Source organism: Corynebacterium sp. HMSC05D03 (assembly GCF_001807205.1).
GTDB classification, from domain to species: domain Bacteria; phylum Actinomycetota; class Actinomycetes; order Mycobacteriales; family Mycobacteriaceae; genus Corynebacterium; species Corynebacterium aurimucosum.
Genome location: NZ_KV788165.1, coordinates 78964 through 95866 on the forward strand (window position 1 = coordinate 78964; position 16903 = coordinate 95866).

At 63.1% G+C, this 16903-nt stretch carries 17 protein-coding genes; 9 read left to right on the forward strand and 8 right to left on the reverse strand.

The window, feature by feature from the left end; translation table 11 throughout:
- Nucleotides 1-78 precede the first annotated feature (78 nt).
- Complete coding sequence (locus tag HMPREF3147_RS02155; RefSeq protein ID WP_070444103.1) at nt 79-2451, forward strand: DEAD/DEAH box helicase; 2373 nt, start codon at nt 79-81, stop codon at nt 2449-2451.
- Here the strand turns inward: HMPREF3147_RS02155 and HMPREF3147_RS02160 are convergent.
- From HMPREF3147_RS02160 to ssd, 7 genes are all read right to left on the reverse strand, one after another.
- Nucleotides 2448-2792, reverse strand: a complete 345-nt coding sequence (locus HMPREF3147_RS02160) for an Rv3654c family TadE-like protein (protein WP_070444106.1) — start codon at nt 2790-2792, stop codon at nt 2448-2450. The genes HMPREF3147_RS02155 and HMPREF3147_RS02160 overlap by 4 nt on opposite strands.
- Nucleotides 2789-3112: a hypothetical protein gene (locus HMPREF3147_RS02165; RefSeq protein ID WP_070444109.1), complete on the reverse strand. Its 324-nt coding sequence runs from the start codon at nt 3110-3112 to the stop codon at nt 2789-2791. Before HMPREF3147_RS02165 ends, HMPREF3147_RS02160 begins: the two co-directional genes overlap by 4 nt.
- Nucleotides 3112-3300, reverse strand: coding sequence for a DUF4244 domain-containing protein (locus HMPREF3147_RS02170; RefSeq protein ID WP_070444112.1), 189 nt, complete (start codon nt 3298-3300; stop codon nt 3112-3114). Before HMPREF3147_RS02170 ends, HMPREF3147_RS02165 begins: the two co-directional genes overlap by 1 nt.
- Nucleotides 3301-3390: 90 nt before the next feature.
- Nucleotides 3391-3948 (reverse strand): type II secretion system F family protein, encoded by a 558-nt coding sequence (locus HMPREF3147_RS02175; protein WP_070444115.1) that lies wholly within the window; start codon nt 3946-3948, stop codon nt 3391-3393.
- Nucleotides 3948-4697, reverse strand: coding sequence for a type II secretion system F family protein (locus tag HMPREF3147_RS02180; protein WP_070444118.1), 750 nt, complete (start codon nt 4695-4697; stop codon nt 3948-3950). Before HMPREF3147_RS02180 ends, HMPREF3147_RS02175 begins: the two co-directional genes overlap by 1 nt.
- A complete protein-coding gene (locus HMPREF3147_RS02185; protein ID WP_070444121.1) occupies nt 4694-5830 on the reverse strand; it encodes a TadA family conjugal transfer-associated ATPase in 1137 nt (378 codons plus the stop codon). The genes HMPREF3147_RS02180 and HMPREF3147_RS02185 overlap by 4 nt, the downstream gene beginning before the upstream one ends.
- Nucleotides 5827-6843, reverse strand: a complete 1017-nt coding sequence (ssd, locus tag HMPREF3147_RS02190) for a septum site-determining protein Ssd (protein WP_070444159.1) — start codon at nt 6841-6843, stop codon at nt 5827-5829. The genes HMPREF3147_RS02185 and ssd overlap by 4 nt, the downstream gene beginning before the upstream one ends.
- A gap of 300 nt (nt 6844-7143) precedes the next feature.
- On the opposite strand from ssd, the gene HMPREF3147_RS02195 reads away from it, so the two are divergent.
- Both HMPREF3147_RS02195 and HMPREF3147_RS02200 read left to right on the forward strand, forming a co-directional pair.
- A complete protein-coding gene (locus HMPREF3147_RS02195; protein WP_070444124.1) occupies nt 7144-7779 on the forward strand; it encodes an Abi family protein in 636 nt (211 codons plus the stop codon).
- Nucleotides 7780-8089: 310 nt separating this feature from the next.
- Entirely contained in the window at nt 8090-8905 is an 816-nt protein-coding gene (locus tag HMPREF3147_RS02200) for an HAD family hydrolase (RefSeq protein ID WP_070444127.1), read from the forward strand.
- On the opposite strand, the gene HMPREF3147_RS02205 is transcribed toward HMPREF3147_RS02200, so the two are convergent.
- Nucleotides 8902-9591, reverse strand: a complete 690-nt coding sequence (locus tag HMPREF3147_RS02205) for an oxidoreductase (protein WP_070444129.1) — start codon at nt 9589-9591, stop codon at nt 8902-8904. The two genes, HMPREF3147_RS02200 and HMPREF3147_RS02205, sit on opposite strands and share 4 nt — an antisense overlap.
- A 104-nt stretch (nt 9592-9695) precedes the next feature.
- On the opposite strand from HMPREF3147_RS02205, the gene HMPREF3147_RS02210 reads away from it, so the two are divergent.
- From HMPREF3147_RS02210 to HMPREF3147_RS02235, 6 genes are all read left to right on the forward strand, one after another.
- Nucleotides 9696-10190, forward strand: coding sequence for a phage holin family protein (locus HMPREF3147_RS02210; RefSeq protein ID WP_070444132.1), 495 nt, complete (start codon nt 9696-9698; stop codon nt 10188-10190).
- 89 nt (nt 10191-10279) lie between these two features.
- Nucleotides 10280-11182, forward strand: a complete 903-nt coding sequence (locus HMPREF3147_RS02215; protein ID WP_070444135.1) for an alpha/beta fold hydrolase — start codon at nt 10280-10282, stop codon at nt 11180-11182.
- A gap of 222 nt (nt 11183-11404) precedes the next feature.
- A complete protein-coding gene (locus HMPREF3147_RS02220; protein ID WP_070444138.1) occupies nt 11405-13000 on the forward strand; it encodes a peptide ABC transporter substrate-binding protein in 1596 nt (531 codons plus the stop codon).
- A gap of 199 nt (nt 13001-13199) precedes the next feature.
- Entirely contained in the window at nt 13200-14126 is a 927-nt protein-coding gene (locus HMPREF3147_RS02225) for an ABC transporter permease (protein WP_070444140.1), read from the forward strand.
- Entirely contained in the window at nt 14119-15078 is a 960-nt protein-coding gene (locus HMPREF3147_RS02230; RefSeq protein ID WP_070444142.1) for an ABC transporter permease, read from the forward strand. The genes HMPREF3147_RS02225 and HMPREF3147_RS02230 overlap by 8 nt, the downstream gene beginning before the upstream one ends.
- A complete protein-coding gene (locus HMPREF3147_RS02235; RefSeq protein ID WP_070444144.1) occupies nt 15078-16802 on the forward strand; it encodes a dipeptide ABC transporter ATP-binding protein in 1725 nt (574 codons plus the stop codon). Before HMPREF3147_RS02230 ends, HMPREF3147_RS02235 begins: the two co-directional genes overlap by 1 nt.
- Nucleotides 16803-16903 lie beyond the last annotated feature (101 nt).

Here is a 16903-nt window from a genome sequence, read left to right on the forward strand (position 1 = left end):
TTGCGGAAATAAAGTAGTGCAAACTAGTGCACCAGTGTGCCACGTTTGGACACCTACAGCAGATTAGTGGAGGCAAGCGTGAGTGAGAACCCTCTGGGTGAGGAGCTCGTCGAGCACCTTGTTGAGCGTTTCCCCGAGTCCGAGCTAACGCACTCCACCACCCTGCCCGCCCAGCCAGCGCGCTATGCCGAGTGGACGGAGTGGGTCCTGCCGGAGTTGCGGGCGGCGTTGGAGGAGCAGGGTGTGGCCAAGCTCTATGCCCACCAGGTCGCCGTGGCACAGGCCGCGTGGGAGGGGCGCGACGTGGTGGTGTCCACCGGGACGAGTTCCGGAAAGTCGCTGGGCTACCGTTTGCCCATCCTGTCCCGCCTGGCGCAGGATTCGACCGCGTGCGCGCTCTACATCACGCCGACGAAGGCGCTGGGTTCGGACCAGCTGCGCGCGGTGCTGGAGCTCACGCAGGATATCGCCGTGCTTCGCGACGTCCACCCCGCCCCCTACGACGGCGACACCCCCACCGAAGCGCGCGCCGGCATCCGGGATCAAGCGCGGTTCATCTTTTCCAACCCGGACATGATTCATTCTTCTCTGCTGGGGGCGCATCAGCGGTGGGCGCGGGTGCTGAGGCACTTGAAATTCATCGTCATCGATGAGGCGCATGCCTACCGCGGGGTTTTCGGGGCGAACGTGGCGCTGGTGGTGCGGCGTTTGCTGCGGCTGTGCGAGCACTATGGCTCGCGGCCAGTCATTATTGCGGCGTCGGCGACCATGCGGGATCCGGCGCGGCATACCGCGCGGCTGACGGGGCGCGAGGTGCTCGCGGTGACCGAGGATGGCGCGCCGACGGGTGCGCGGACGGTCGCGCTGTGGGAGCCGGGCTTCATGGAAGGCATCGAAGGGCAGAACGGTGCCCCGGTGCGTCGCGCCGCTACGACGGAGGCAGCGTGGATGATGGCCGCGCTCGTGGCGCAAGGCGCGCGGACGTTGACCTTTGTGCGCTCGCGGCGCGCGGCAGAGACCACCGCGCTACGGGCAGCGGAGGAGCTCTCCGGGAGGCTGGGCAGGCCGGATTTTGCGCGCCGGATTGCGGCCTACCGTGCGGGGTACTTGGCTGAAGACCGCCGCGCGCTGGAGCAGGCACTGGATGATGGTTCACTGCTCGGTGTGGCCACTACCTCGGCTTTGGAACTGGGCATTGACGTCGGCGGGCTGGATGCCGTGGTCACCGCTGGGTTCCCGGGTACGGTCGCCAGCTTCTGGCAGCAGGCCGGACGCGCGGGCCGCCGCGGGCAGGGCTCTCTGGTGGTGTTGGTAGCCCGCGATGAACCGATGGATACCTACCTGGTTCACCACCCGGAAGCGCTGTTGGGCCGGCCGGTCGAGGCCAGCGTGTTCAACCCCGCTAACCCTTATATTCTGGGCGGACACGTGTACTGCGCGGCGGTGGAAAAACCGCTGAGCGACGCCGACGTGGCCGCCTTCCACGCCGAAGACGTGGTTCATGACCTAGCCCAGCAGGGCTTGCTGCGCCGGCGCCCGCAGGGCTGGTTTGCCGCTCCCCTGCCCGCTGGCTCCAGCGAGCTCACCCCGGAGACCGCGCACACGGCCGTCTCGCTGCGCGGTGGCTCGGGCGAGGAGGTCATGATTGTCGATTCTTCCGACGGCCGCCTGCTCGGCACCATCGATGCAGCCCGCGCGGTCAGCCAGGTACATCCCGGCGCGGTGTACCTGCACCGCGGTGAAAGTTTCGTGATCGAGGAGCTTCACCTGGGCGACGCAGATGGCTCAGCTCCCGCCGAGCCAGGCGTAGCCCTCGCCGTACCGAAGACGCCGGACTACACCACGCAGCCGAAGTCCACGACGGATATCCGCATCCTGCGCGAGGCCGATGACTTGGTGAACTACACCCCCGGCCTGTGGGTGGCCAGCCTGGAGGTCGAGGTGACCGACAAGGTCACCGGCTACCAGGTTCGGCTTCCCGATGGCTCCGTGGGCGAGGATATCCCCCTTGACCTGCCGGAGCAGCGCCTGGTGACCCGGGCGGTGGCCTACACCATCGATCCGCTGGCACTCGCAGCGATGGGAGTCACCGCCGGGCGCACGCCAGGCACCCTCCATGCGGCCGAACACGCCGCCATTGGGCTGCTGCCGCTCATTGCCACCTGCGACCGCTGGGACATTGGTGGTGTGTCCACCGCCCAACACGCCGATACGGGCTTGCCCACGGTTTTCGTTTACGACGGCCATCCCGGCGGCGCCGGCTTCGCCGAGGAAGGCTTCCGGCGTTTCCCCGAGTGGATCAAGGCTACCTTTGAGGCCGTGCGCTCCTGCCCCTGCGAGTCCGGGTGTCCGTCGTGCGTGCAATCCCCCAAGTGCGGCAACGGCAATAACCCTCTGGACAAGGCGGGCGCGGTAGCGCTGCTCGGCGCGCTGGTCACCATGACCTCCTAGACCGGACCAGCGCGGGCGATGGCGCTGCGCCCGCGCAGCCGGGCAGTCACCTCCACGTCGCGCCCCTCGATATCGCAGGAGCCGAGCTCCGCGCCATTGAGCACGGCAACCTCCTCAGCCTTCGTGCAGGCGTCCCTGCCCTTGGCCACCTCCCACGCCCCCGATACCGCAGCGAGATCCGCCGCCACCTGCGCTTCGTGCCGCGCCACAACGAGCGACGCAACCGCCGCGACCGCCAACAACAGAGACGCCACTGCGGCGATGATCCCGGCGGCGACGACGGTGGCATAGCCCTCCTCACCCGCCAGGATCCGCACCCAGCTGCGCTGATGACGACTCATGGCTGCGCCCCTGCGGCCCCACCGGCTGCCATCTCCGCGGGAAACACCGCCTGCGCGCGCATGGTTCCCAGGGGTGCGGGCACGGCGGCCTCAGCGGTCATGAGTCCGGAGCTCTCGCTCACGGTGACCGTCACTCCCTCGCGCTGAAAGTCCACGCCGATAGCAGCGGAGCGAGCCGCAGCACCCGCGGCGTCAACGGCAGCGAGGTGAGCCGACAGCGTGGCGATGCCACCCACGATTCCCGCCGCAACGATGACGAGCGCGGACAGTGACAGGGCCGCCTCGATGGTGACGGAGCCGGCGTCATCAAGCGCGCGCATTAGCCTGGAGAGTTGGACAGGGCGTCGGTGATGATGGACGTAATGGCGCTGGTAACTTCGCCGCCATTGACCACGGCATAGAGCACCGCGGCAAGCGCTGCAGCCGCGAGCGAACCCATAGCATATTCAATCGTGGACATCCCATCATCATTAGCTAATAGTGACTGGTAGTTTACCTTTTTCTGCATGGTTAACCTATCTTTCTTTCCTGTGTTTGTGTAGGTTGCGTGTGCTGAGTTAGTGAGTGGTTAGTTGAACGGTTGGTTGTATGTGCTGACTTAGAAGAGTTGCTGGCCCAAGCTGATGAGAACAGGTATCAACCCAAGGACCAGGAAAGCGGGAAGGAAGCACACTGCCAGCGGTGCTGCGATGAACACACCAGCGCGCTCCGCCCGCGCGGTAGCTTGTGCCGAGGCTTCGGCACGCAGCTGCGCCACCAACCGGTGGCACCCAGTTGCCATGGCAGCGCCCGATTCACCAGACAGCTGCGTAAGCCGCACCAGTTCTTCCAAATGCGGCTGGCTGGCCAACGCCGACCACGCAGTGTTCATGGGAACCCCTACCCCAATGAGAGCGGCCGCTTCCGACCACCGCGGCGAGGCTTCAGCGACAGCTAGCACGGCACTGCGCGTGGAGAGACCGGCCTCCAGGCATGCGGCGAAGAGCTCCAGGTCGCTGGCTGCATCAAGCGCACTGTAGTCCGTGTCTGGACCATCGCGCGGCGTCTTCGGGCGCGGCGTGCGCGAGCCCGACTCGGCAATCCGCCCAGAGGGCGCAACAGCCGTGATAGCGAGTGCCGCGGCCATTAATGCAGTGGAGATATAGGTCAAGACCATCACTGCGCCGCCTTCCGCAGAATGAGGCGCGACCAGGCAAAGCCGGCGCAGACGAGTGCCACGCCGACGTCGAGAAGCACGCCCCCTAAGCCACCACCCAACAAGAACCCCAGAGAATCCGCACCCATCGCCCCACCCATGAGAATGCCCGCCAGCGGCAAGCACGCCAGGATAACCGCGGTGGCCTGCGGCCCCTGCAAAGAGGCAGCGGTCTCACCGGCATGGCGGCGCGCAGTATCCAGCTGGCTTTGGGCCTGCTCAATGAGACTCGCCAACGCCACGCCATGACGCCCCGAGAGCGTGAGCAGCGCTGCATAGCGCGCAACCTCCGGTGCATTGAGAGCAACCGCGGGTGAGCCCCCTTGCGCCGCGAGTCCCGCCGCTGTGCTCAACGCGTCGCGGAGACTCTCCGGAGTGGAGTCAGGAAGGGCATCTGCACCCCGACGCAGCGCGCCCGCCGTTGTCGAGCCCGCCCGCAGCTCAGCGGCAATAGAACCAAAATAGGAGGCGAGTGCCTCAGCACCGCGGCGCTGGCGCCGGGCGGCTGCCAGGTCATTGGCAAACCACAGCGCACAGGCCACAATGCAGCCCACCGCCACCACAACAGTGGGCCTGCCGAAAAAGACACAGCACCCGACCCCGAGGAAGACAGCCGCGGGTGCCAGCGAGCGAGGCTTCGGAGATTCCAGCCGCGTCACCGAAGCAGGCTGCGAGAGCAAACACGCCGCTGCAAGGAACAGCCACATCATGGTTCCACCCCCAACCGCGAACACAGCTGCGCAAACCCGGGAAGCGGGCCCTCTTCGGCCGTCCACACCAGCTGAGGCGTGACCGGGTTTCCCTCCAGCACGCCGAGGTGTGCGAGGCGTCGACCCTGCGGGGTACGCTCCATCCCAAGAACCACGTGCACTGCGGCCGCTAGCTGCGAGTGCAGCGCCACGCGGTCGAGTCCTCCCAGCGCGGCGAGGGCCTCCATGCGGGCGGGTACTTCATCAACAGAGTTGGCATGCACGGTGCCAGCCCCACCATCGTGCCCAGTGTTGAGCGCGGCAAGCAGTTCCACTACCTCCGCGCCGCGGATTTCACCGACGACGATGCGGTCTGGGCGCATGCGCAGCGCTTGGCGGAGCAGGAGCGACATAGAAATCTCGCCGCGCCCTTCCGCGTTGGCCCGGCGCGATACCAAGGTCACCACGTGCGGGTGATTCGGGGAAAGCTCCGGGGTGTCCTCGATGATGAGCAAGCGCTCGGTGACGGGCACGCACCCCAACAAGGCAGCGAGCAACGTCGTCTTGCCGGAGCCGGTCCCACCAGTGACCAGGAAGGATGCCCGGCACTCAACGACGGCCCGCAAGACATGCTCCAAGCTGGAATCAATGCTGCCATTGGCTATTAACTCCTCCAGGCTGGTTTGCGCCTGGCGCAACACACGAAGGCTGATGCAAGTTCCGCTTGCTGAAGGAGGCGCAAGCAACGCGTGAAGTCGGATCCTCGTGCCATCGGGGCGGGTCAGGCGCCCATCGGCAAAAGGTTGCGCATCATCCAGCCGCACGCCCGCCACCGCAGCCAGCCGGGTAGCAAGCTGGCGTACTTCGGCGTCATCGGCAAAGCCGATATCACGCGGCTGCAGGCCCTGCCCGCAATCGACGAAACAGGAATCGGGGCCATTAACAACAACATCGGTCAGCCCCGGCAGCGATAGGACCGGTTCCAATAATCCTAAGCCCACGGAATCGTGGCGCAAGCGCTGCAGAAGGTCGAGCACATCGACATCGCTGATGACTCCGGCCTCCTGGCGAATACGCCGCGCCAAGGCCGGTGCATCGTGGGCCAGCTGCGGCTCGGCGGCCACGATAGTGCGCATCGTATCGATCAGGTTCATGCCACGGCCTCCCACATCTGGCGCGCGGCACGCACAAGGGCTCGGGGCAGCTGACGCGGCAGCCCACTGGTTTCCACCGTGCGGGTCAAACCACGGATCGTCGGCAACTCAGCGATGGGTTCTGCATGAGTCACCGTGGCAATATCGCTGGCGTCCAGACCCGCCCACTGCCGGTTGCGCACGACGACGGAGCACTCCTGCGGCCGGGCGCGAAGCTCTGCCACCAGCTGCGCGCAGGCGGCGGCTGCCCGCACCTCAGCGGCGGTCAGCACCACCACGTGATCCGCCGCATCGGGGATATCCCACGGTGGGCAGTCCACCACGACGGTCCCTGGATATAAACACGCTGCTTGCATAATCGCCGCGCGCCGGGTCGCGGTCATCTGGGCCACCTCCGCGTTGGCGGACCTCGCAGCTGAGAGCACCGCTATGCCATCCGGGGTGGTGGGCAAGGCGCGCACAAGGTCTGCTGCATCAACCGAACCGGTCCCTGCGGCGAGATCCGGCCACCGCGCGCCGGGCTTGTTCTCAATGCCGGTGAGCAAGTCGAGGCCGCCGGAATACGGGCTCGCATCAACCAGGAGGTCCGCGCCCGCCTCGCGGGCCAGCGCCACCGCCACGGTCGAGGCACCCAAGCCCCCAGCGGACCCGGTCACCGCCAGGGTTAAACCAGTGGACACGGTGGTCTCAGGGGTAGCGTCCGCGGCTAATGCGCCCAGGAGTTCTTTCGATTGGGCTGGGACGATGAAGGCGGCAGTCGCACGGCAACAGAGTGCGGCCTCATAATCGATCGGCCCCGGATCCAGCGCCAGGAAATACACCCGCGGATGCCCCGCCACGAGCCGGGCCGTCAGCGAATCAGCTAAGACAGCATCCGCCTTCGGCAGGTGGCGGGAAAAGTCCCGCGGATCCTCGACGGTGCTCACTTCCGCAGTACTGGCAGCAGCCGCGGAAGCTGCTTCTGCTCGCAGTGCGGCATCCCCGACTGCGATAACTAGGTGAAACGTGCTCATGCCCGAAGCATGCGCGAGCACACCTACCACGCGCTAGGGCTTCCTAGCCGCCTGTGGATAACTCCGCAGTTTTCATCTATAGACGCCGGTTTTGATGACGTTTAAACAAATTTAACGGGGTTTAAAGCCTACAATTCACAGGGAACCCGCCACGTCGTGTCCTAAGAAAAACTCACAAGCCATACAACGGGCTTAGGCTTAGGGAAAGCCAAAAACATCAATAACCCCGGCGATTTACTCCTACTTTTGTAGTGCAGGGATCGTTCCGAGGCTTTCAACAGAAAAACTAGCATATCCATAATGAATAATCCAGAATCCGCCCTACTACCACTATCTCAGTGGTTTTCATCTGCGCGCATGAGCCGTTACGCTGCCCATCCAACTCCAGAAGCGCTATACCTTTGGAATACTCACCTTACAAAGACCTATCTCGCCGACATTGAGCATCTCGAAGTGCTCCTCCGCAATTGCATCCACACCGCCCTAACGCGCAGATACGACGAACGGTGGTTTGACAACCATCGAATAAATTTCAGCAGTGAAGCAGCCAAGAGCATCCACAAAGCAATGAAGAGAGCCGGAGGGAGGAAAGCACCACCAGGAAAAATCATCGCTGAACTCAGTTTTGATTTCTGGCGCTTCCTCTTAAGTAGCCACTATCAGGCGAGCATCTGGCCGCAGATAGAAAAGGCATTGAAGGTAAAACCCGACGACAGACAGCAATTCGAAGAACTTGTAGTCATTATTTACAAAATGAGAAACAGGTGCTCTCACCACGAATCAATCGTCCAACAACACAATATCCCTGGTGAAATCGCACATCTTGACTCTGTTGATAACGCTATCCACATGGTAGCGAAATTCATTGATCCCGAAGCCGCGACGTGGATCAAGGATAATTCCAGAGTGCCAGCTCTACGAGTGCAACGACCTTAGTCACATATCTGAATGCCACGGCAACACTGGGACTGGGGGCATGTTGGCTTAAAAGAGAAAGGTGATGGCCCGCGCCTCGGGGGGGTGTGCGCGGGCCATCGGTAACCCGGCATCGGGGGGTGCGCCGGGGCAGGCCGCACTGTATATCGGGGCCTTGCACATGACATTATGGCACGCGAACCAAGAGATGACAACAGCGAAATCCAACATTCCTTGAGTTTTCTGGCAATATGTTTGCGCACTCCCGATTCTGCCTGCTAAGAGGCTACGATGAGCAGGGTAACTCGCACACCAACGGCAGGCCTTCTCGATGACCGGTACCCCCTCCCCCACTGACGGCGCCACCCGCGCGGCCGCGTTCTTCGACTTGGACAAAACGATCATTGCCACGTCCTCGGCCTATGCCTTCGGCCGCGAGTTCATGCACAACGGGCTCATTACCCATGCCGAGGCGCTCCAACTGTCCTTAGCTAAAGCCAGCTATATGCTCGCCGGCCACAGCAGTGAGCACATGGACACCACCCGCGATCAGCTCGCCGCGATGGCCGCCGGCTGGTCCGTTCAGGAAGTCCACGACATCGCGGTGGAGACCATGCATTCAGTAGTCACCCCCGCCATTTATGCGGAGGCACGCGCGCTTATCGACGCCCACAGCGCCGCCGGCCACGAAGTGGTGATCATCTCGGCGTCGGCAAGCGTGCTGGTCGAGCCCATCGCGCAGGAACTAGGCATCGAGCACGTCGTGGCCACCGAGCTCGCCGAAGAAGATGGCCGATTCACCGGAGAGATTCTGTTTTATTGCAAAGGCGCCGCAAAAGCCGAGGCATTGGCACGCATTGCTCAGGAGCTCAACGTCGACCCCGATGTATCGTTTGCTTACTCCGATTCCGCCACGGATATCCCGATGTTAGAGCAGGTTCGCCACCCCGTTGCCGTGAACCCGGACCGCTTGTTGAAGAAGCACGCCATCGCCCACGACTGGGAAATCCGCACGTTTAAGCACCCCGTTCCGCTCTTCACCGCGCCCAGTGCCCGCGAGTTCGGTATCGGCTCAGCGGTCGTGGCCGGCATAGCGGCCCTCGTGGTCGGCGGTGTTTTCTTTGCGCGGCAGCAGCTGCGTGATTAGGCCGCTTGCGCGATGCCGTCGGCTTCGCGGGCGCCGGCTTCCCAGGCGTCGAGAAGCAGCGTGATAAGCGCCGCCGGATCTTTGTCATAGGTGCCCAACGCCGCGCGGTAGTCCGCACGATGCCGGTTGAGGTAGGTCTCAGGCACGGCAAAGCCCCGCGGATCGAAACCGGTATGGATGGCTGCGGTGCGCGCGGCAACGAGCGCCACGACTGTGCTGCGCGCACCGAACAACGAGCGCGCGGCAATCTCCGCGTGCAGCACCACCGGTAACAAGCGGTCAAAATCCACACCGGCCCCGCGCGTGATGAGCTGTGCTAGCGCCTGCGCCACCGCCGGATTCTGATCAGGGTGGCCCGCGCCACCCGCCGCAACATCAATGCTGGCCAGGATCTGCAGCGGAGCCCGCGCGAAGGTGCGCACCGTAGCCGCCTGTTTTTCGGGGGCGAGAAGGGAATAAGCGCTGACCGCGGGCGGGATACCGTCAGCCTCAAGCGGTGCCCCGTCGATCGCCGCGGCCGCCCGCGCACCGCGCAAGAGCGACTCTGAAGAAATGACGTCGAACTTGCGCAAGCCCGCGGGCCGGCGGTGCACGCGCGCTAACGCTGAGGCGGCAGAAGCAGCTTTATCCTTCACCCCAGAAAGGGCCATCAGCGGGGTCAGCGGGTCAGAATGCGGCATACCCATTACAATAACGCCGTACCCACTTTGCGGGCCGCACCACATGAACGCTGGAAAGTTCATTACTATGGCCGATATAGATTGCGACAAAACAGTAGGAGTATTTAACCGTGAGCAACGACGGACTATTCACTGACGGGTCCAACAAGTTCGCCCCGAAGGTAGACAGCATTCCCTTGAGCGATGCGGATACCTCCCGCCGTGGCGAAGCATCCATCGGCCAGCTCGTATCCAACGCCACCGAGCAGATGTCCCAGCTGGTTCGCTCCGAGGTCGAGCTGGCCAAGACCGAGCTCGCTGCTTCTGCCAAGAAGGGCGGCATCGGCGCGGGCATGTTCGGCGTGGCCGGCACCGTGGCGCTGTACAGCTCCTTCTTCTTTTTCTTCTTCCTGGCGGAGCTGCTCGCCGTGTGGCTCGACCGCTGGGCTGCCTTCCTAATCGTCTTCCTCATCATGGTCGTCCTAGCCGCCGTCGTGGCCTTCATCGGCTTCAAGCAGGTCAAGCAGGTCAAGGCCCCGGAGAAGACCATCGAGTCCACGAAGGAACTCAAGAAGCTGGTACCGGGTAAGGCTGAGAAGTCCATCGAGCGTGGCCTCTACACCTAAACCTTTAAGGTCCTTTTCAATCTCCCGCCCCGAGCACATGCGTTCGGGGCGGATTTCTTCTGTGCACCCTTCCCACGAAAGGCCCGCCCATGAATCCCCTACCGCCCTCCGTAGTGGAGCTTGACGGCCCCTTTGAGCACGAGTTCCTGCACACGCGCGGCATCCGCCTGCACGCCGCTACCGCTGGCGACCCGGATAACCCGCTGGTGCTGCTGCTCCATAGTTCCTTTGGTGGGTGGTTCGACTTCCGGAATGTCATTGCCCCGCTTGCCGCCGCAGGCTTCCACGTCGCCGCCCTAGACATGCGCGGCTTTGGCATGTCCGACAAACCACCGCTCGAACCCGGCCAGGATATCCGCGTGGCGGTTGGCGATGTCAGCGGTGCCATCCGCGCATTAGGCCACGATGACGCCTACCTGGTTGGCGCGGATACCGGCGGTGCGGTGGCCTGGGCGCTGGCTACCGAGCGGCCCGAGCGGGTACGCGGGCTGGTTTCTGTTTCGGCAGCACACCCGGCTGATTTACGCCGCGCTATCGCCGCGCGCCCCTGGGATTTTGGGTGGGTTCTCCTGCGCGCAGTGTTGTGCCGCCTGGGAAAAATTGGCGCTCCGAGCCTCCTGCTGAGAGAGTCCACTTACCTCCGGGAGATGGATCTCGACGCCCTCGGATCCTTCAGCGGCGCCGAGCGCGAGGAAGCCCTGCGCCTGCGCGTGACTTCTTCCCGCATTGGCAACGTCCGCCGGGGAATCACCTGGAACCACCGACTTCGTACCGCCGTGGTTCCGCTGAGTTGGCTTGAGCTCACCGTGCAGTGCCCGACGCTGTTCATCCACGCCGATCAGATGCTGTGGCGGCCGGTGGCGCGGCGGGCGGCGCGGCGCTGCCGTGGGGACTTCACCGCCACCACTATCCCCAATGCAAAGAACCTGCCCTATCTTGAGAACCCGCATGGCTTCGCCCAAACCATCATCCAATGGCTGCGAGATAGGTAACATTCAGCACCTCTCCGTGTCCCACCCCTCTCAGGGGGATGGGACTTTTTTAATTCTTTGACAAAAGCGCAGGTTAAAGACAAATACCTACCGTTCGATAGCTTTTATCACCGGACATATTTTTCAATTCCTTGTATATGAGACGAGCCACGCGGTAGCTTCATATAAAACCAACATCACAGGTTTTCTTCATCTTTCGCACTACGGAGGTCTAAGCCCCACATGACGCTCAAGAAGACACTCGCTGCTCTCTCTGTCGCTACCCTGCCGCTCACCCTCGCGGCCTGTGGTGGCGACAACTCCGGTTCGGATTCTGCTTCCGGCTCCGGTGATGGCATCATCACTGTCAACGGCTCCGAGCCGCAGAACCCGCTCATCCCGGCCAACACCAACGAAACCGGCGGCGGACGCATCGTCGATTCCATCTACGCCGGCTTGGTCTACTACGACGGCGATGGCGAAGCCCAGAACGAGCTGGCTGAATCCATCGAGCCGAACGACGACAACACCGAGTTCACCGTCAAGCTCAAGGAGTCGAAGTTCTCCGACGGCTCCCCGGTGACCGCGAAGAACTTCGTGGATGCGTGGAACTACGCTGTGGCTAACGATCAGCTCAATGCTTCCTTCTTTGCCAACATCAAGGGCTTCGAGGAAGGCGTCGAGGAGATGGAGGGCCTCAAGGTCGTCGATGACCTCACCTTCACCATCGCCCTGAACAGCCCGGAGCAGGACTTCCCGGCACAGTTGGGCTACTCCGCGTTCTACCCGCTGCACGAGTCTGCCCTGGAGGATATGGACGCCTTCGGCCAGAACCCGATTGGTAACGGTCCGTACAAGCTGTCCGAGTGGAACCACAACCAGGACGCCACCGTCGTCCCGAATGAGGAGTACAAGGGTGGCCAGACCCCGCAGAACGACGGCATCAAGTTCGTCTTCTACGCCTCTCAGGACGCTGCTTACGCCGACCTGCTCTCCGGCAACCTCGACGTCCTCGACGCCGTTCCGGACTCCGCTTTCGACGTCTACGAGGCCGACCTCGGCGACCGTGCAGTGAACCAGCCGACTGCTATCTTCCAGTCCTTCACCCTGGGTGAGAACCTCGAGCACTACTCCGGCGAAGAAGGCGTCCTGCGCCGCCAGGCCATCTCCCACGCCATCAACCGCGAGGAGATCACCGAGACCATCTTCAAGGGCACCCGCACCCCGGCCAAGGACTTCACCTCCCCGGTTATGCCGGGCTACTCCGAGGACATCAAGGGCAACGAAGTCCTTGAGTACGATCCGGAGAAGGCCAAGGAACTGTGGGCTGAGGCCGACAAGCTCAACAAGTGGGATAACCCGAGCCTGGAGATTGCCTACAACTCCGACGGTGGCCACAAGAGCTGGGTGGATGCCACCACCAACTCCATCAAGAACACCCTCGGCATCGAGGCTGTTGGCGCACCGTACCCGGACTTCAAGTCCCTGCGCGATGAGGTGACCAACCGCACCATCAAGACCGCCTTCCGCACCGGCTGGCAGGCGGACTACCCGAGCCAGGCCAACTTCCTGGCCCCGCTGTACAAGACGAACGGTTCCTCCAACGACGGTGACTACACCAACCCGGAGTTTGACAAGCTTCTCGACGAAGCCCTGACCTCCACCTCTGAGGAAGACGCCATCAAGAAGTACACCGAGGCCCAGGAAGTCCTGTTCAAGGACCTGCCGGCTATCCCGCTGTGGTACTCCAACGCCACCGGTGGCTACTCCGAGAACGTCGACAACGTCGTCTTCTCCTGGAAGTCCCAGCCGGTGTACTACAACATCACCAAGAAGTAACGCCACCCCTGGCCACTTCGCACGACCCCCGCAACCTCCATGGAGCGGGGGTCGCCCCGCGTTTTCACCCCCAAAGTGTGATTAGAAACGCGCTATAGATTTCTCGAAGCGTGGGATCACACATTAGAATTCTCGTAAGCTATGCCCCGCGTCCCGACGCTGGCAAGCACCTGCCCCACAACGAGTAAAGGACCACACTATGCTGCGCTATATCGGGCGCCGAGTGCTCCAGATGATTCCGGTGTTCTTCGGAGCTACCTTGCTCATCTATGCGCTCGTCTTCTTGATGCCCGGCGATCCTGTCGAAGCCCTTGGCGGTGACCGCGGCCTTACCGAGGCTGCCCGTGCCCGCATCGAGGCGGAATACAACCTCGACAAGCCGTTCATCATTCAGTATCTGCTCTATATCAAGGGCATCTTCATGCTGGACTTCGGTACGACCTTCTCCGGGGTTCCCGTAACCCAGGTGATGGCTAACGCCTTCCCGGTTACTGTGAAGCTGACCGTCATGGCCATTATCTTTGAGTCCGCCTTCGGCATCCTCTTCGGTGTCTTCGCCGGCATGCGCCGCGGGGGCTTCTTCGATTCCACCGTGCTGGTCATCTCCCTGCTCGTCATCGCGGTGCCTTCCTTCGTCATCGGCTTTGTCTTCCAGTACCTCGTGGGCATTAAGTGGGGCGTCTTGCCGGTTACCGTCGGCGCTAACGCCACAGTGAAGTCTCTCCTCATGCCGGCCATGGTGCTCGGCGCGCTCTCCTTGGCGTACGTCATCCGCCTGACCCGCCAGTCCGTGGCGGAGAACCTGCGCGCCGACTACGTGCGCACCGCCCGCGCCAAGGGTCTGTCCAACGGCGCGGTGACCCGCCGCCACGTGCTGCGCAATTCGCTGATTCCCGTGGCCACCTTCATCGGCGCCGACATCGGTGCGCTCATGACCGGCGCCATCGTGACCGAGGGCATCTTTGGCATCAACGGCGTCGGCGGCACCATGTACCAGGCCATTCTGCGTGGTGAGCCGACCACAATCGTCTCCTTCACCACCGTGCTGGTGATCATCTACATCATCGCCAACCTGCTCGTTGACCTCCTGTACGCCGTACTTGATCCGAGGATCCGCTATGCCTAATTTCGAGAAAACCACTCCCTACCCGGGCCAAGAGCACTTCGTCTCGGAAACCGATGAAACGGGTCTCGGCGCGGTCGATGCCGTCAAGGACGAGTCCGCGCCTTCCTCCCAGTGGGGGGAGGCATGGCGCTACCTGCGCCGTCGCCCACTGTTCTGGATTGCGGCCGTGATGATTCTCGTGGCCATCCTCCTAGCCATCGCACCAAACCTCTTCACTAGCACCGACCCGCGCCTGTGCGAGCTGTCCAAGTCCCTCGCCCCCGCCGAGCCAGGCCACCCCTTCGGCTTCAACCGCCAAGGCTGCGATATCTACGCCCGCGTGATTTACGGTGCGCGCGCGTCGGTAGCCGTCGGCGTCCTCACCACGCTGCTCGTCGTAGTGCTTGGTTCAATGATCGGCGCTATCGCCGGCTTCTTCGGCGGCTGGATCGACTCTGTTCTCTCCCGCATCACCGACATCTTCTTCGCCATCCCGCTGGTGCTCGCCGCCATCGTGGTCATGCAGATGTTCAAGGAGCACCGCACCATCGTCACGGTGGTCTTGGTGCTCGGCCTCTTCGGCTGGGTCTCCATTGCCCGCATCACGCGCGGCGCGGTGGTCTCCATCAAGAACGAGGAATTCGTGCAATCCGCGCGCTCCATCGGTGCGTCGAGCTGGCGCATCTTGTTCAGCCACATCCTGCCGAATGCGGCCGCGCCCATCATCTCCTACGCCACCGTGGCGCTGGGCACCTACATCGTCGCGGAGGCCACCTTGTCCTTCCTGGGCATCGGCCTGCCGCCGACGTTCGTGTCCTGGGGCGGAGACATTTCCGACGCGCAGGCTTCCCTGCGCGTCGCTCCGGCAGTCCTGTTCTACCCGGCGGGCGCTTTGGGCCTAACCGTGTTGAGCTTCATCATGATGGGTGACGTCGTCCGCGATGCACTCGATCCGAAGGCGAGGAAGCGTTAATGACTAAGCCACTTCTTGAAATGAAGGACGTCCATATCTCCTTCACCACCTCCACCGGTGTGGTTGAAGCAGTGCGTGGCGTCAACATGTCCATCTACCCTGGCCAGTCCGTGGCCATCGTGGGCGAGTCCGGTTCCGGTAAGTCCACCACGGCGATGTCCATCCTCGGCTTGCTACCGGGCACCGGCAAGGTTACCGGCGGCCAGATCCTTTTTGAGGGCGAGGACATCACTCACTACAACAACAAGCAATTCGAATCGCTGCGCGGTGACAAGATTGGCCTGGTCCCGCAGGATCCGATGTCCAACCTCAACCCAGTGTGGCGCATCGGCACGCAAGTTGAGGAGTCTCTCAAGGCCAACCACGTGGTGGAGGGTTCCAAGCGCCACGAACGCGTGGTGGAGCTTCTGGAGGAAGCCGGGCTTCCCGACGCCGAACGCCGCGCCAAGCAGTACCCCCACGAGTTCTCTGGTGGTATGCGCCAGCGCGCGCTCATCGCGATTGGCCTGGCCGCACGCCCGAAGTTGCTCATCGCCGACGAGCCCACCTCCGCCCTCGACGTGACGGTGCAGAAAACCATCCTGGACCACCTGGAGCACCTCACCGAGGAGCTGGGTAACGCGGTGCTCTTCATTACCCACGACCTCGGTCTGGCGGCCGAGCGCGCGGAGCACCTCATCGTGATGCACCGCGGCCGCATCGTCGAGTCGGGCCCCTCGCGAGAGATTCTGCGCTCCCCGCAGCACCCCTACACGCGCCGGCTTGTCGACGCCGCCCCCTCCCTCGCCTCCTCCCGCATCCGCGCGGCCAAGGAAGCTGGTGTGGAGACCAAGGAGCTGAAGTCGGGTGAGGCGATCGGCGCCGCCTCCGAGTCTGGTTCCACCGCTGCAGATTCCGCTGAAGGTTCATCCTCCGCGGCTCAGGCCCCGGTCATCTCGGTTCGTAACCTCACCAAGGAATTCGATATCCGCGGCCAGCGCGGCGGCAAGAAGCTGCTGAAGGCCGTCGATGATGTCTCCTTCGACATCCGCCGCGGCACCACCCTTGCGCTGGTGGGCGAGTCCGGTTCCGGCAAGTCCACGGTGGCCAACATGGTGTTGGGTCTTTTGGAGCCGACCTCCGGCACCATCGAGTTTGAAGGCCGCGATACCTCGACGCTGTCGAAGAAGGAGCTCTTCAAACTCCGCCGCAAGATGCAGGTGGTCTTCCAGAATCCCTATGGTTCGCTGGATCCGATGTACTCGATTTATAAGTGCATCGAGGAACCTATGGCCCTACACAAGGTGGGCTCGCGCAAGGAACGTGAGGCCCGCGTGGCCGAGCTTCTCGACATGGTCTCCATGCCCCGCTCCGCCATGCGCCGCTACCCCAACGAGCTTTCCGGCGGCCAGCGCCAGCGTATCGCCATTGCCCGCGCGCTGGCTCTTCGCCCGGAGGTCATCGTCCTCGATGAGGCTGTCTCCGCCCTCGACGTGCTGGTGCAGAACCAGATCATCCAGCTCCTCGCGGAGCTGCAGTCGGAGCTCAGCCTGTCGTATCTCTTCATCACTCACGACCTCGCGGTGGTCCGCCAGACCGCCGACGACGTAGTGGTCATGAAGAAGGGACAGGCCGTCGAACAGGGCACCGCCGACGATATCTTCGAAAACGCCCAGCAGGAGTACACCCGCAACCTCATCAACTCGGTTCCGGGCATGCACCTAGAAATCGGCACCGGCCACTAGCTCACGCACCACCCACGCCGACTGACCCGTCAACCGTCTTCCGGTTGGCGGGTCTCATCCTTTAAGAGCTTAAACCCGGCCTTACTGTCACTGCCGTTGCA

Bases quoted from the DNA above. Each gene is read 5' to 3' on its own strand.
- HMPREF3147_RS02160 (WP_070444106.1), bottom strand. From the start codon at position 2,792: ATGAGTCGTCATCAGCGCAGCTGGGTGCGGATCCTGGCGGGTGAGGAG.
- HMPREF3147_RS02165 (WP_070444109.1), bottom strand. From the start codon at position 3,112: ATGCGCGCGCTTGATGACGCCGGCTCCGTCACCATCGAGGCGGCCCTG.
- HMPREF3147_RS02170 (WP_070444112.1), bottom strand. From the start codon at position 3,300: ATGCAGAAAAAGGTAAACTACCAGTCACTATTAGCTAATGATGATGGG.
- HMPREF3147_RS02175 (WP_070444115.1), bottom strand. From the start codon at position 3,948: ATGGTCTTGACCTATATCTCCACTGCATTAATGGCCGCGGCACTCGCT.
- HMPREF3147_RS02180 (WP_070444118.1), bottom strand. From the start codon at position 4,697: ATGATGTGGCTGTTCCTTGCAGCGGCGTGTTTGCTCTCGCAGCCTGCT.
- HMPREF3147_RS02185 (WP_070444121.1), bottom strand. From the start codon at position 5,830: ATGAACCTGATCGATACGATGCGCACTATCGTGGCCGCCGAGCCGCAG.
- ssd (WP_070444159.1), bottom strand. From the start codon at position 6,843: ATGAGCACGTTTCACCTAGTTATCGCAGTCGGGGATGCCGCACTGCGA.
- HMPREF3147_RS02195 (WP_070444124.1), top strand. From the start codon at position 7,144: ATGAATAATCCAGAATCCGCCCTACTACCACTATCTCAGTGGTTTTCA.
- HMPREF3147_RS02200 (WP_070444127.1), top strand. From the start codon at position 8,090: ATGACCGGTACCCCCTCCCCCACTGACGGCGCCACCCGCGCGGCCGCG.
- HMPREF3147_RS02205 (WP_070444129.1), bottom strand. From the start codon at position 9,591: ATGGGTATGCCGCATTCTGACCCGCTGACCCCGCTGATGGCCCTTTCT.
- HMPREF3147_RS02215 (WP_070444135.1), top strand. From the start codon at position 10,280: ATGAATCCCCTACCGCCCTCCGTAGTGGAGCTTGACGGCCCCTTTGAG.
- HMPREF3147_RS02220 (WP_070444138.1), top strand. From the start codon at position 11,405: ATGACGCTCAAGAAGACACTCGCTGCTCTCTCTGTCGCTACCCTGCCG.
- HMPREF3147_RS02225 (WP_070444140.1), top strand. From the start codon at position 13,200: ATGCTGCGCTATATCGGGCGCCGAGTGCTCCAGATGATTCCGGTGTTC.
- HMPREF3147_RS02230 (WP_070444142.1), top strand. From the start codon at position 14,119: ATGCCTAATTTCGAGAAAACCACTCCCTACCCGGGCCAAGAGCACTTC.
- HMPREF3147_RS02235 (WP_070444144.1), top strand. From the start codon at position 15,078: ATGACTAAGCCACTTCTTGAAATGAAGGACGTCCATATCTCCTTCACC.